Source organism: Pseudomonas sp. 1 R 17, from assembly GCF_900067035.1.
GTDB classification, from domain to species: domain Bacteria; phylum Pseudomonadota; class Gammaproteobacteria; order Pseudomonadales; family Pseudomonadaceae; genus Aquipseudomonas; species Aquipseudomonas marginalis.
Genome location: NZ_FKLB01000048.1, coordinates 23,903 through 37,427, shown reverse-complemented (window position 1 = coordinate 37,427; position 13,525 = coordinate 23,903). Strand labels below are relative to the sequence as shown.

Sequence of the window (13,525 nt, the reverse complement as noted above, 5' to 3'; positions counted from 1 at the left end):
CGTAGCAGCTGCCGAGCGCAAGCGAGGCTGCGTCGGCCGCGCTACCGATCTAACGTCGAGTTGCGCGTGGCGCAGCCTCGCTAAGGCTCGACAGCTGCTACGGCTACCAGGCTCAACAGTTGGCCATCATTCACTGAGTATTGCGCCGATAGTTCCTTGCCGTGGCACCACTCGCTGGACAGGTCGGTGAGCAAGCGCAAGCGCACATGCCCGGCCTCTGACCACTCCACCACCTCGGCATGTTCAAAATAAAAGCGCTTCTGCACGATCGGGTAGAGCGCCTTGAACAAACTCTCCTTGACCGAAAACGTCAGCGTCACCAGCAAGGCGATCTGTTCTCGCGGCACATCAGCCATACGCTGCAGCTCTTGCACCGTCAGAATTTCCCCGGCCAGGCGCTCCGCCCGTTCCAGGCTCAGCAGGTTCTCCAGGTCCATCCCCAACCCACGCCATTGCGCCTTGTGCCCGACAATCGCGGCGGCATGCCCGGTGCTGTGGGTAATGGAACCGCTGATGTGGGCGGGCCACACCGGTGCGCGGTCTTCGCCGATCGCCGGGATGCAGTTGATCTGATCGAGCTGTTGCAGGGCCGCGCGCGCACACAGGCGGCCGGCGAGAAACTCGGCCTGACGCTTGGCCACCGAACGCTGGATACTCGCCGGTGGCGGCACGGCGCAATGCTGGAAGTCGCCAGGTGCCAGCAATGCAGGATCGAACCGGGTGCTGAGAAACACCGTGCCCGGCAAGGGGTCGGGCAGCGGCCAATGGGCGTCGAGTGGGGTGCAGCAAGCGGGTAGGGGCGTCATGGGCGGTATTTTGCCGAGTTGATGGGCAAGAGGATAGCCCGCCGTGATTCAGGCGAGGTTCAAAGCCTGTTCAGGGGGAGTTCAGGGGCGCTTGCGTAGTCTGGCCTCACAGCCAAACGCGTAATGAGGTAACACCATGACTGCGATCAAGAAGCTGATGTTGGCCTTAACCATGCTCAGTGCCACCGTCGGGGTTCAGGCCTCCGATGGTGCCTTTGCCGCATTCGGTCGTGAGAAAACCAAGAAGTCCAGCATCCTGATGCAGCGCGTCAGCATCGAAGATGCTGGCAGTCAGCCCACGCCCTGGGGGCAGTCCCTTGGCCAGGCCACCCCGCAGCCGAGCTATCGCGCCGGCTATGAACACCTGAGCGGCCGGTTCAACGGTATTAAACTGCGCCCGCAAGACCTGCAGGGCCGCTATGATATCCCTCTGTCGGACAGTTGATTTGCTTTGGAGAGCCTTATGAAATTGCTGGTGGTGGAAGATGAGGCGCTGTTGCGCCATCACCTGTTTACCCGCCTGACCGACAGCGGCCACGTGGTCGAGGCCGTGGCCAATGCCGAAGAGGCCCTGTACCAGACCGGTCAATTCAACCATGACCTGGCGATCATCGACCTGGGCCTGCCCGGCATGGGCGGCCTGGACCTGATCCGCCAACTGCGCAGCCAGGCCAAGACCTTTCCGATCCTGATCCTCACCGCGCGTGGCAACTGGCAGGACAAGGTCGAAGGCCTGGCCGCCGGGGCCGACGACTATGTGGTCAAGCCGTTCCAGTTCGAAGAGCTGGAGGCGCGGATGAACGCCTTGCTGCGCCGCTCCAGCGGGTTTACCCAGTCGACCATCGTCGCCGGGCCCTTGCTGCTGGACCTCAACCGCAAGCAGGCATCCCTCGATGAACAGCCCCTGGCATTGACCGCCTATGAATATCGCATCCTCGAATACCTGATGCGCCATCACCAGCAGGTCGTCGCCAAGGACCGCCTGATGGAGCAGCTCTACCCCGACGACGATGAGCGCGATCCGAATGTGATTGAAGTGCTGGTCGGCCGCCTGCGCCGCAAGCTGGAAGGCCCGGCGGGGTTCAAGCCGATCGACACCGTGCGTGGCCTGGGCTACCTGTTCAATGAGCGCTGCCGTTGATTCGCTCGCTACGTGTGCGCTTGATGCTGGCGGCCGCCACCCTGGCCGTGCTGTTTATGCTGGGCCTGTTGCCCGCCATGCAGGGCGCGTTCAGCCTGGCATTGCAGGATTCCATCGAGCAGCGCCTGGCGTCGGACGTCACCACCCTGATCTCCGCCGCGCGGGTGGAAAACAATCGCCTGCTGATGCCGGCGCAGTTGCCGGATGAACGCTTCAACCTCACCGATAGCCGGTTGCTCGGCTATATCTATGACCGCGAAGGCCACCTGGTGTGGCGTTCGCGGGCCACCCGGGACGAAAACATCAACTACAAGCCGCGCTATGACGGGCGCGGCAATGAGTTTGCGCGGATTCGCGAGGCCGACGGGCAGGAGTTCTTCGTCTATGACGTCGAGGTCAGGCTGCTCGGCGGCAAGAGTGCGGCGTTCAGTATCGTGGCCCTGCAACCGGTGCGCGAATACCAATTGACCCTCGAAGGCCTGCGCGAAAACCTCTACCTGGGCTTCGGCGCGGCACTGCTGGTGTTGCTGACCTTGCTGTGGCTCGGCCTGACCTGGGGCCTGCAGGCCCTGCGGCGATTGAGCCAGGAGCTTGACCAGATCGAAGGCGGTACCCGCGAAAGCCTCTCCGAGCAACACCCTCGCGAATTGCTGCGTCTCACCGGCTCCCTTAACCGCCTGCTGCACAGCGAGCGCGAACAACGGGCACGTTACCGCGACTCCCTCGATGACCTGGCCCACAGCCTGAAAACGCCACTCGCCGTGTTGCAAAGCGTGAGCGAAGACATGGCGCAACGTCCGGAAGATCGCGACCAGGCCTGGGTGCTGCAATCCCAGATCGAACGCATGAGCCAGCAGATCGGCTACCAGCTGCAGCGTGCCAGCCTGCGCAAAAGCGGCCTGGTGCGCCATCAGGTGCGCCTGGAACCGGTAGTGCAAAGCCTCTGCGATACCCTGGGCAAGGTCTACCGCGACAAGGGCGTCGCGGTGTCCTTTGAACTGCCGGACGAATGCGATGTACCGATCGAGAAGGGCGCCCTGCTTGAATTGCTCGGCAACCTGCTGGAAAACGCCTATCGGTTGTGCCTGAGTGAAGTGCGCGTCAGCCTGGTGGAAAATTCCGAAGGGCTCGAGTTGTGCATCGAGGACGACGGCCCCGGGGTGCCGCCGGACCAGCGTGCACGGATTCTGCAACGGGGCGAGCGCCTGGACCGTCAGCATCCGGGGCAGGGGATCGGGTTGGCGGTGGTCAAGGACATCATAGAAAGCTACGGCGCACGACTGACCCTGGGGGATTCGCCGCTGGGTGGGGCGGCGTTCAAGATTCACTTTCCGTCTGTGTGATCTTCAGTGGCTGGGCTGGCCCTGTCCGGGCATAAGTATCTACACATCTTGAGCCGAGCCCCCTGCTACGCGTTATCCTACTGAAGTTGTGTAGATACTTATGCCTATCGGGGGCTTGCACCCCGATGAGGCCCTCACAAACAACACCCCTCTAATTCTCCTGCGCCCGATAGGCCCCCGGTGTCAGTCCCGTCCACTTCTTGAACGCCCGATGAAACGCCGACGGTTCGGAGAACCCCAGCTGCTCGGCGATCGCCGGCAAGGACAAATCCGCCCGCCCCAGGTGGTAGATGGCGATGTCCCGCCGCAATTCATCCTTAAGCGCCTGAAAGCTGGTGCCTTCTTCGCGCAAATGTCGGCGCAGGGTTTGCGGGCTGACGTGCAAATGCTGGGCGACGGCCTCCAGGTCTGGCCAAGGCGTGCGGTCGCGGCTCAACAAGCGTCGCAGCTGGCTGCTCAAACTGTCGCCTTCATCCGGGCGTGACAGCAGGTCGGCGGGGGAACGCTCAAGGAAATGCTTTAGGGTACGTTCGTCCTGCAACAATGGCAGGCTCAGGTAGCGGGCGGGAAACACCAGGCTGCTGTGCGGGGCACCGAACACCTGGGCGCAGGGGAACAGCAGGTCATATTCAGCGGCGTGGGCCGGCATCGGGTAGCTGAACGTGGCCTGGTGCAAACGAATGCGCTGGCCGATCAGCCAACTGCCCAGGCGGTGCCAGATCACCAGCAGGCATTCGCTGAGGAAGTGATCCGGGTCCCACAGGTGAGAATCATCCAGGCTCAGGCGGGCCATTTCGCCTTCTCGTGTCAGCTGCCAGCGCGGGCCTTGTGGGAATAGGCTATAAAATAATAAGCCGCGTTCCAGAGCCTTCTCCAGGGTGCGGCAGTGGATCAGCGCATGGCACATCATGGCGAAGGTGCCGCGTTTGCTCGGGCCGTCGGCGAACCCCAGATACTCATCGTCCAGTGCCAGCCAGAGCATTTGCAGCAGCCGGGTGAATTGCTCGGGCGCAATGCGGGCGCGAGGTTCGGTCAACAGTTCCGGGGTGATGCCCAGCTGTTGCAACAGGCCCGAATAGTCGTAACCGGTTCGACGCGCACCGCCCAGGGCTGCCCGGGCGTAATGGCTGGCGATGGTACGTTCACGCATGCGGGGCCCTCGTCCATGGAAGGGCGGATGGTAGTCATCACCCGGCAGGGCAACAAGGCGGATATCCGCCAAATTGTAGGACGGGATTGGGCGGTGCGGCGGAAATCCGCCAGCCGATTCGGCTCTTCGGAGGGGGCTTTGAAATCCGCAGCCCTGATGTCTTAAGGCCCCCAGGGGTTTTCAGCAAAGTGGCACGGCGTTTGCGATAAGGATTACAGCGCAGGCCTGGTGCTACAGGCTTCGCAAACAACAAATCCCTCCAGTGCAGGAGGGTTCGCAATTCAAGTGTCGTGGGCAATGGCGGATATTTGCCACACGGGACGATTGAGGAACTCTGCAATGACGACTCGTCAGCCAATCTACAAATCCCTGTATTTCCAGGTGATCGTTGCAATCGTTATCGGTATTTTGCTCGGTCACTTCTACCCGCAGACCGGTGTGGCGCTCAAGCCACTGGGTGACGGCTTCATCAAGCTGATCAAAATGGTCATTGCCCCGATCATCTTCTGCACCGTTGTCAGCGGCATCGCCGGCATGCAAAGCATGAAATCGGTCGGCAAAACCGGTGGCTACGCGCTGCTGTACTTCGAAATCGTTTCCACCATCGCACTGCTGATCGGCCTGATCGTGGTGAACGTTGTGCAACCGGGCGCCGGCATGCACATTGATGTATCAACCCTGGAGCCTTCGAAACTTGCGGCAATCCAGGGCTTCGTCACTGCCGGTAAAGACCAGAGTATTGTCGCCTTTATCCTCAATGTGATCCCGAACACCATCGTCGGCGCCTTCGCCAACGGCGACATCCTGCAAGTGCTGATGTTCTCGGTGATCTTCGGTTTCGCCCTGCATCGCCTGGGTGCCTACGGCAAGCCGGTGCTGGACTTCATCGATCGCTTCGCCCACGTGATGTTCAACATCATCAACATGATCATGAAGCTCGCGCCAATCGGTGCCCTGGGCGCCATGGCGTTCACCATCGGTGCCTACGGTGTAGGTTCCCTGGTGCAGTTGGGCCAGTTGATGATCTGCTTCTACATCACTTGCCTGCTGTTCGTGCTGGTGGTGCTGGGCGGTATCTGCCGCGCCCACGGTTTCAGCGTGATCAAACTGATCCGCTACATCCGTGAAGAACTGTTGATCGTACTGGGTACTTCTTCCTCCGAGTCCGCACTGCCACGCATGCTGATCAAGATGGAGCGTCTGGGCGCGAAGAAATCCGTAGTCGGCCTGGTAATCCCGACCGGCTACTCGTTCAACCTCGACGGTACCTCGATCTACCTGACCATGGCGGCCGTGTTCATCGCCCAGGCGACTGACACCCACATGGACATCACCCACCAGATCACCCTGCTGCTGGTGCTGCTGCTGTCCTCCAAAGGTGCTGCTGGCGTGACCGGTAGCGGCTTTATCGTACTGGCAGCCACCCTGTCGGCTGTCGGCCACCTGCCGGTTGCCGGCCTGGCGCTGATCCTGGGTATCGACCGCTTCATGTCCGAAGCCCGTGCACTGACCAACCTGGTGGGTAACGCCGTTGCCACCCTCGTTGTGGCCAAGTGGGTCAAGGAACTGGACACCGACCAACTGCAAAGCGAGTTGGCTTCCGGTGGTCGCAGTATCTCCGACACCCGTGAAGAAGATGACCTGGGCGTGGCCGAAGGCCCTGCACCGGTGATCAAGTAAGCCGCTGATGGCGTGAACCCACGCTGACAGCTATCCGCAAACGCCCCGACTGGTTCGGGGCGTTTGCGTTTGTGGAGGATTACTTTTTTGGAATATTTTGACTTACAGTCAATGACTCGATGAAATTCGCGCCACACGGTACGTTCCAAACGCAGACTGGCAGGAGAAGTTATGGACAGTGTTGATTTAAATGTCCTGCGCAGCGTGCTCGAATGGCGCCGCGCCGGGCAGCAGGTGGTGTTGTATAGCGTTGTGCAGACGTGGGGCAGCGCGCCGCGTCCACCGGGCGCCATGTTGGCGTTGCGGGGGGATGGCGTGGTGATCGGCTCGGTGTCCGGCGGTTGCATCGAGGACGACTTGATCGCCCGCTTGCAGGATGGCCGTCTGACGCACGACGGGCCGCCGGTGCAGTTGGTGACCTACGGCGTGACGCGCGACGAGGCGGCGCGTTTCGGCCTGCCATGCGGCGGCACCCTGCGCTTGACCGAGGAGCGGGTGCAAGACTGGGCCTGGGTCGCGCAGTTGCTGGAGCGTTGCGAGGCGCATGAAATTGTCGCGCGGGAACTGGACCTGGTCTCCGGTGAAGTCACGTTGAGCAGTGCGAACAAGACCGATGTGGTCACCTTCGATGGCGAACGCCTGCGGGCTATCTACGGCCCGCGCTGGCGCCTGCTGTTGATCGGTGCCGGGCAACTGTCGCGCTACGTGGCGGAAATGGCGCGCCTGCTGGATTTCGAAGTACTGATATGCGATCCGCGTAGCGAGTTTGTCTACGGCTGGGAAGAGCAGCACGGCCGCTTCGTGCCGGGTATGCCTGATGAGGCGGTGCTGAATATCCAGACCGACGAGCGCACGGCCATTGTCTGCCTGACCCATGATCCGCGCCTTGATGATATGGCGTTGCTGACGGCGCTGAACTCCAGTGCCTTCTACATCGGTGCGCTGGGTTCGCGAATCAATAGCCAGACGCGTCGCGAGAATCTGGCGGCGCTGGGTTTGTCGACGGATGCGATTGCGCGTTTACATGGGCCGATTGGCCTGCATATCGGTAGCCATACGCCGGCGGAGATCGCCTTGTCGTTGATGGCGGAAATTGTCGCGATCAAGAACGGCGTGACGCCGATGCAGAAAAAGCCCCTGCCGGTGGTTGCTGAGTAATGGTGACGGCGATTGTCTTGGCGGCGGGGCAGGGCAGCCGGTTCCGAGCCGAAGCGGGGGCTGACCAGGATAAGTTGCTCGCCAATTGCGTGGGCCGTGATGGGGTGATGCGTCCGGTGATCGAGCAGGTATTGGTGAATTTGCCGGATCGCCTGGTGGCGCGCTGGCTGGTGACCACGCCGGATCGCACGGAGGTCATTCGGTTGGCCCAGGCGTATGGCTGCCAGGTCTTGCTGCTGCCGTCAGCCGGCATGGGCGAGAGCATCGCCGCAGCCGTCGCGGCCAGCGCCTCGGCGGATGGCTGGCTGGTGGTGTTGGGGGATATGCCGTTTATCCAATCATCGAGCATTGAACGGGTGATTGACGCGCTGGAGGAGGATGGCATCAGCGTGCCGGTGCAGGCGGGTGACTATGGGCATCCAGTGGCCTTTGGTCGCGCTTTTGGTCCGGACCTGATGGCGCTGACCGGGGATCGTGGAGGCAAGCCATTGTTCGCACGTGCCCGGGTGCGGGAAGTGCAGGTGGAAGATGCGGGTGTTCTGTGGGATGTGGATCTGCCGAAACGGTTAATTTTTAACCCAGACTAAATTTGATCTTCGTTGTTTTCGAGATCTATAAAAAAGCCCCGCCTGATCACTCAGGCGGGGCTTTTTAGTGGCGGATGGAATCAGGCGAGGGGTTTAGGCTCGTGTTCTTCTTCCTGGGCCTTGTGCTCTACCACTGCTTCAGCAGCAGTGTGCTCAACCACGGTTTCAGCAACCGGGGCTGGCGCCTCGACAGCTTCGACTACGGCTGGAGCGGCAGCAGCAGCGGCGGCAGCTGCCTCAGCTTCCTTGCGACGACGACGCACTTCACGTGGGTCGTTCGGCGCACGGCCGTTTTCGGTCAGGGCGCTGGCCGGTGCCGCTTCTACCACGGGTGCTTCGACTTCGGCTACCACCGGTGCTTCAACAACCACCGGTGCAGACTCGACGGCTGGCGCAGGCTCGGCAACCACTGCTTCGGCAACCGGCGCAGGCGCTTCTTCTACCACCGGTGCAGGCGCTGGTGCTTCAACCGGGGCGGCAGGTTCGGCAGTCCACTGGAAGGCGGTCTGTTCTTCGCGAACTTCACGCACTGCCGGGGCAGCTTCTTCGACAGCCGGGGCTTCAGCGGCGGCTTCAACTACTGGCTGAGGCTCAACAACCGGAGCGGCTTCAACTGCAACCACTTCGGTTTCTGGCTGGGCGTCGCGGATCGGTGCCACTTCCACTTCCGGAACCACTGGGGCTTCGACAGGGGTAGTTGCTTCAACGACCGGTGCTTCAACCACTGGGGTCTCGGTAACTGGCGCTTCTACAGCAGCGGTTTCTTCAACAGTGGCAGTCGCGCGTTCAGCCTGTTCATGCGCCTGGGCTTCAGCCGGTGCGCTGATCACCGAGCTGGCAACCGCTGCGGTAACGGCCAGGCCGGCAGCCAGTTCGGCACCGGTCGGTTCGTGGGTGGCGGCTTCTGCGTTCTCGCCGGCCTCTTCCGAGCCTTCGATCACATTGCCATTGGCATCACGCTGACGCTCACGGCGGTTGCTGCGACGACGCTGGCCACGGGAGCGGCGGCGTGGACGATCGCCTTCGGCGTTGTCCTGGCCGTCTTCCTGCAATTGCTCTTCGCCGGCCAGTACGTCTTCTTCGCTGGCGGCAGCGGCTTGCTCGGCACGTGGTTGACGCTCTTCACGCGGTGGGCGCGGCTGGCGCTCTTCACGCGGTGCACGCTCTTCACGCGGCTGGCGAGCTGGGCGCTCTTCAGCGGCAGTGGCTGCAACACCTGCAACGGCAGGGGCGGCATCCAATGGCTCGCGCAGTTCACGCACGCGTTCTTCACGCTCGCCACGCGGCTTGCGATCTTCACGCGGCGCACGTGGGGTACGTGGTGCGCGCTCTTCACGCGGTGCACGTTCTTCACGGGCTACGGCCGGGGTTTCTTCACGCGCTTCGCGAGGTGCACGCTCTTCACGTGGTGCGCGTTCTTCGCGAGGCGCACGTTCTTCACGCGGCTTGCGCTCTTCGTCACGGCGACCGTTGCGGTTACGGCTCTGCTGGCGACCGTTGCGACGCTCTTCGTTGCGTGCTGGGCGTTCGGTCGCAGGTTTTTCAACCACGACCGGTGCCGCAGGCTCTTCCTTGGTGGCGAACAGGCTGACCAGCGACTTCACCAGGCCCTTGAACAGGCTCGGCTCAGGCAGGGCGGCCGGTGCGGCAACCGGGGCAGCGGCTTCAACCGGCACCGGTGCGTTGGCACGGGCTGGCGCGGTTTTCACGGCGGCTTCCTGGCGCACCAGGGTGCGGGTCGCGGCGGCTGGCTGGACTTCTTCCACTTCGGCGGCGGCGGCAGCGATTTCGTAGCTGGACTGGCCGCTGTGGGCTTCCGGGCTGTCGTCACGCAGGCGCTGTACTTCGAAGTGCGGCGTCTCGAGGTGATCGTTCGGCAGGATCACGATACGAGCACGGGTGCGCAGTTCGATCTTGGTGATCGAGTTGCGTTTTTCGTTGAGCAGGAAAGCGGCAACCGGGATCGGCACTTGTGCGCGGACTTCGGCGGTGCGGTCTTTCAGGGCTTCTTCTTCGATCAGGCGCAGGATCGCCAGGGACAGCGATTCAACGTCACGGATGATGCCGGTGCCGTTGCAACGCGGGCAGACGATGCCGCTGCTCTCGCCCAGGGATGGACGCAGGCGCTGACGGGACATTTCCAGCAGGCCGAAGCGCGAGATGCGGCCGACCTGTACGCGGGCGCGGTCGGCTTCCAGGCATTCGCGGACTTTCTCTTCCACGGCGCGCTGGTTCTTGGCGGGGGTCATGTCGATGAAGTCGATCACGATCAGGCCGCCGATGTCACGCAGGCGCAGCTGGCGGGCGATTTCTTCAGCCGCTTCCAGGTTGGTCTGCAGGGCGGTTTCTTCGATGTCGCTACCCTTCGTGGCGCGCGCCGAGTTGATGTCGATGGACACCAGGGCTTCGGTCGGGTCGATCACGATGGAGCCGCCGGAAGGCAGTTCGACCACACGCTGGAAAGCGGTCTCGATCTGGCTTTCGATCTGGAAACGATTGAACAGCGGCACGCTGTCTTCGTACAGCTTGATCTTGCTGGCGTACTGCGGCATCACCTGGCGGATGAAGGTCAGGGCTTCGTCCTGGGCTTCGACGCTGTCGATCAGCACTTCGCCGATGTCCTGGCGCAGGTAATCGCGGATGGCGCGGATGATCACGTTGCTTTCCTGGTAGATCAGGAACGGCGCGGAACGATCCAGGGAGGCTTCTTTGATGGCGGTCCACAGTTGCAGCAGGTAGTCGAGGTCCCACTGCATTTCTTCGCTGCTGCGGCCCAGGCCGGCAGTGCGCACGATCAGGCCCATATCGGCCGGTGCGATCAGGCCGTTCAACGCTTCACGCAGTTCGTTGCGCTCTTCGCCTTCGATGCGACGGGAGATGCCGCCGGCACGTGGGTTGTTCGGCATCAGCACGAGGTAACGGCCGGCCAGGCTGATGAAGGTGGTCAGGGCGGCGCCCTTGTTGCCACGTTCTTCTTTTTCGACCTGAACGATGACTTCCTGGCCTTCGCTCAGGACGTCCTTGATGTTTACGCGGCCTTCGGGGGATTTCTTGAAGTATTCGCGGGAGATTTCTTTGAGGGGCAGGAAGCCGTGGCGCTCGGAGCCGAAATCGACAAAGGCAGCCTCAAGGCTTGGTTCGATGCGAGTAATACGGCCTTTATAGATGTTGGCCTTCTTTTGCTCGCGTGCACCGGATTCGATGTCCAGGTCGTAGAGGCGTTGGCCATCTACCAGTGCAACACGCAACTCTTCGGGTTGAGTTGCGTTAATCAGCATTCTTTTCATGTTGTACCGTCGGTTTCCGGGCTGCCGGAAACGGCGTTCGGCACACACGACTTCTCACGGTCGGTGTCAGGTGCGTCAAGAGTGGTTGGCCACTCCAGTGTCCAGCAAAATCGGCCAATTGGGCCGGTATCGCGACGGACGCGTCCTGCTTGTTAGCGGTGGTGACAAAGGCACCACTTCAACAAAAGCTAAGGTCAGGAGGAGGAATCAACCGGCGACTGTGGACGAGATGAAGCGTCTAAATATAAGCCTAGTGCTACACGGTCCGACGGTTGTGCATCTCCACCCTACACGTATCCCTGATAATTCGGGTGCTGCCGCGCGCAGAATCCGCAGCGGGTTGGCATTTACCGTGTTCTCCAATGGGGAGTCCACGCTCATGGCTAAACAAGACTGAGTAAGGGGCGATTGCGCTCTCACTCAGCTCTTAACAGGCGTTGTTTCCGAAGCATTCGCCGTGGTCTGGCTCAAGACTGACTGCACTTTGTGAACTGGCCGTAAATATCGGCGCAGAACGCGAGTATTCACTCTGCTTTCTGCACTCGCTTCAGGCCTCATGTCACCTGCGCTTGTTACAATCTCGAGCCTTCCAGGGTGGCGAAAGCCCCGTAGGACGGCCTCGCGTCCTGATGAATTGCGATGGTCAGGGCCGGCAGTTTGCCGCTAGTCCTCTGCCCAGGCCGCTTTTGGCGGCGTTCGCGACTATAGCAGTAATGATTAAGTGCTTCAATTCCATAAAAAATTGTTATCATCGCCGCCATGACGACTACCGCCCCCCAGACCCCCAGCGTCCAGCTGCTCGAGGTCTCGCCGGAATATGCCGGCCAACGCATCGATAATTTTCTCCTGGCCAGGCTCAAGGGTGTGCCCAAGACCTTGATCTACCGCATCTTGCGCAAAGGCGAAGTGCGCGTGAACAAGGGCCGCATCAAGCCTGAGTACAAGTTGCAGGCGGGCGATATTGTCCGTGTGCCGCCCGTGCGCGTACCTGAGCGCGATGAGCCCGTGCCATTGGCCCAGGGCCTGTTGCAGCGCCTTGAGGCATCGATTGTCTTCGAAGATAACAAGCTGATTGTGATCAACAAGCCCTGCGGTATTGCGGTTCACGGTGGCAGCGGCCTGAATTTCGGCGTGATCGAAGCCTTCCGTCAGCTGCGCCCGGATTGCAAGGAGCTGGAACTGGTTCACCGCCTGGACCGCGACACCTCCGGCCTGTTGATGATCGCCAAGAAACGCAGCATGTTGCGCCATCTGCACACCGCCCTGCGCGGCGATGGCGTGGACAAGCGCTACATGGCGCTGGTGCGCGGCAACTGGGCCAGCTCGATCAAGAGCGTCCGCGCGCCGTTGCAGAAGAGCAACCTGCGCTCTGGCGAGCGCATGGTCGAAGTGGACGAGGAGGGCAAGGAAGCCCTGACCCTGTTCAAGGTGCTGCGTCGCTTTGGTGATTTCGCCACCATGGTCGAGGCCAAGCCGGTGACGGGGCGTACCCACCAGATTCGTGTGCACACCCTGCACGCCGGTCACTGCATCGCCGGTGATACCAAGTACGGCGACGAGGGTTTTTCCAAGGAAATCCGCGACCTGGGCGGCAAGCGCCTGTTCCTGCACGCCTACATGCTCACCGTGCCGCTGCCTGACGGCGGCGAGCTGAAGCTGCAGGCGCCGGTCGATGAGATGTGGGCCAAGACCGTGGAGCGTTTGAGTGTCGCACCTTGACTACAAGCTGCTGATTTTCGATTGGGACGGCACCCTGTGTAACTCCATCGGTGGGATTGTCGAGTCGATGCACAGGGCTTCGACCCGCTCGGGCTTCGAGTTGTGCACTGACCTGGCGGTCAAAGGCATTATCGGCCTGGGCTTGCCTGAGGCGATCCGCACCTTGTACCCCGAGATCAGCGACGCTGAACTGGTGACGTTCCGCGAGCATTACGCGGATCACTACATTGCGCTGGAAGCCACACCTTCGCCGTTGTTCGAGGGTGTGGCGCAGTCGCTGGAGGCTTTTCGCGCCGAGGGCTATCACCTGGCCGTCGCCACCGGCAAGGCCCGTCGCGGCCTGGATCGGGTGCTCAGTGCCCACGGTTTTGAAGATTATTTCGACATCACCCGTGCCGCAGATGAAACCGCCAGCAAGCCTCACCCTCTGATGCTGGAGCAGATCCTTGCCCATTGCGGTGTGTCGCCGCGTGAGGCGCTGATGGTAGGTGATGCTTCCTTCGACCTGATGATGGCGCGCAACGCCGGCATGGACAGCGTGGCAGTCAGCTATGGCGCCCAGTCCGCCGAGGCGTTGCAGCAATACGAGCCGAGGGTCACGATTGATCATTTTTCTGAATTGCAGGCCTGGCTCGGTCGGGCCCAATAAGTCTT

General features: G+C 61.6%; 11 protein-coding genes. 8 read left to right on the top strand and 3 right to left on the bottom strand.

Annotation, left to right across the window (positions count from 1 at the left end; translation table 11 throughout):
* Positions 1-80 precede the first annotated feature (80 nt).
* Entirely contained in the window at positions 81-806 is a 726-nt protein-coding gene (locus tag BFP99_RS16995) for a 4'-phosphopantetheinyl transferase family protein (RefSeq protein WP_065926177.1), read from the bottom strand.
* A 136-nt stretch (positions 807-942) separates the two neighbouring features.
* Between BFP99_RS16995 and BFP99_RS16990 the strand changes: the two genes are divergently transcribed.
* From BFP99_RS16990 to BFP99_RS16980, 3 genes are read left to right on the top strand one after another with little or no spacing between them, the layout of a single operon-like run.
* On the top strand, positions 943-1,251 hold the full coding sequence (locus BFP99_RS16990) for a hypothetical protein (RefSeq protein WP_065926176.1): 309 nt from the start codon (positions 943-945) through the stop codon (positions 1,249-1,251).
* A gap of 18 nt (positions 1,252-1,269) precedes the next feature.
* Positions 1,270-1,947: a response regulator gene (locus BFP99_RS16985; protein ID WP_017138377.1), complete on the top strand. Its 678-nt coding sequence runs from the start codon at positions 1,270-1,272 to the stop codon at positions 1,945-1,947.
* The gene (locus tag BFP99_RS16980) at positions 1,944-3,290 is read left to right on the top strand and encodes an ATP-binding protein (protein WP_065926175.1); all 1,347 of its coding nucleotides are present in this window, start codon (positions 1,944-1,946) and stop codon (positions 3,288-3,290) included. Before BFP99_RS16985 ends, BFP99_RS16980 begins: the two co-directional genes overlap by 4 nt.
* Before the next feature lie 151 nt (positions 3,291-3,441).
* On the opposite strand, the gene BFP99_RS16975 is transcribed toward BFP99_RS16980, so the two are convergent.
* Positions 3,442-4,440, bottom strand: coding sequence for an AraC family transcriptional regulator (locus BFP99_RS16975; protein ID WP_065947762.1), 999 nt, complete (start codon positions 4,438-4,440; stop codon positions 3,442-3,444).
* Between the two features lie 339 nt (positions 4,441-4,779).
* Between BFP99_RS16975 and BFP99_RS16970 the strand changes: the two genes are divergently transcribed.
* The 3 genes from BFP99_RS16970 to BFP99_RS16960 all read left to right on the top strand — a co-directional run bounded on the left by BFP99_RS16970 (position 4,780) and on the right by BFP99_RS16960 (position 7,865).
* Entirely contained in the window at positions 4,780-6,120 is a 1,341-nt protein-coding gene (locus BFP99_RS16970) for a dicarboxylate/amino acid:cation symporter (RefSeq protein WP_065926173.1), read from the top strand.
* Between the two features lie 171 nt (positions 6,121-6,291).
* On the top strand, positions 6,292-7,278 hold the full coding sequence (locus tag BFP99_RS16965) for an XdhC family protein (protein ID WP_065947761.1): 987 nt from the start codon (positions 6,292-6,294) through the stop codon (positions 7,276-7,278).
* Positions 7,278-7,865, top strand: a complete 588-nt coding sequence (locus BFP99_RS16960) for a nucleotidyltransferase family protein (RefSeq protein ID WP_065947760.1) — start codon at positions 7,278-7,280, stop codon at positions 7,863-7,865. The genes BFP99_RS16965 and BFP99_RS16960 overlap by 1 nt, the downstream gene beginning before the upstream one ends.
* Positions 7,866-7,945: 80 nt before the next feature.
* On the opposite strand, the gene rne is transcribed toward BFP99_RS16960, so the two are convergent.
* Entirely contained in the window at positions 7,946-11,143 is a 3,198-nt protein-coding gene (gene rne, locus BFP99_RS16955) for a ribonuclease E (RefSeq protein WP_083221208.1), read from the bottom strand.
* 768 nt (positions 11,144-11,911) lie between these two features.
* Between rne and rluC the strand changes: the two genes are divergently transcribed.
* Both rluC and BFP99_RS16945 read left to right on the top strand, forming a co-directional pair.
* Positions 11,912-12,871 carry a 23S rRNA pseudouridine(955/2504/2580) synthase RluC gene (gene rluC / locus BFP99_RS16950; protein WP_053140114.1) on the top strand — a complete coding sequence of 320 codons (960 nt, stop codon included), beginning with the start codon at positions 11,912-11,914 and terminating at the stop codon, positions 12,869-12,871.
* The gene (locus BFP99_RS16945) at positions 12,858-13,520 is read left to right on the top strand and encodes an HAD-IA family hydrolase (protein ID WP_065947758.1); all 663 of its coding nucleotides are present in this window, start codon (positions 12,858-12,860) and stop codon (positions 13,518-13,520) included. Before rluC ends, BFP99_RS16945 begins: the two co-directional genes overlap by 14 nt.
* Positions 13,521-13,525 lie beyond the last annotated feature (5 nt).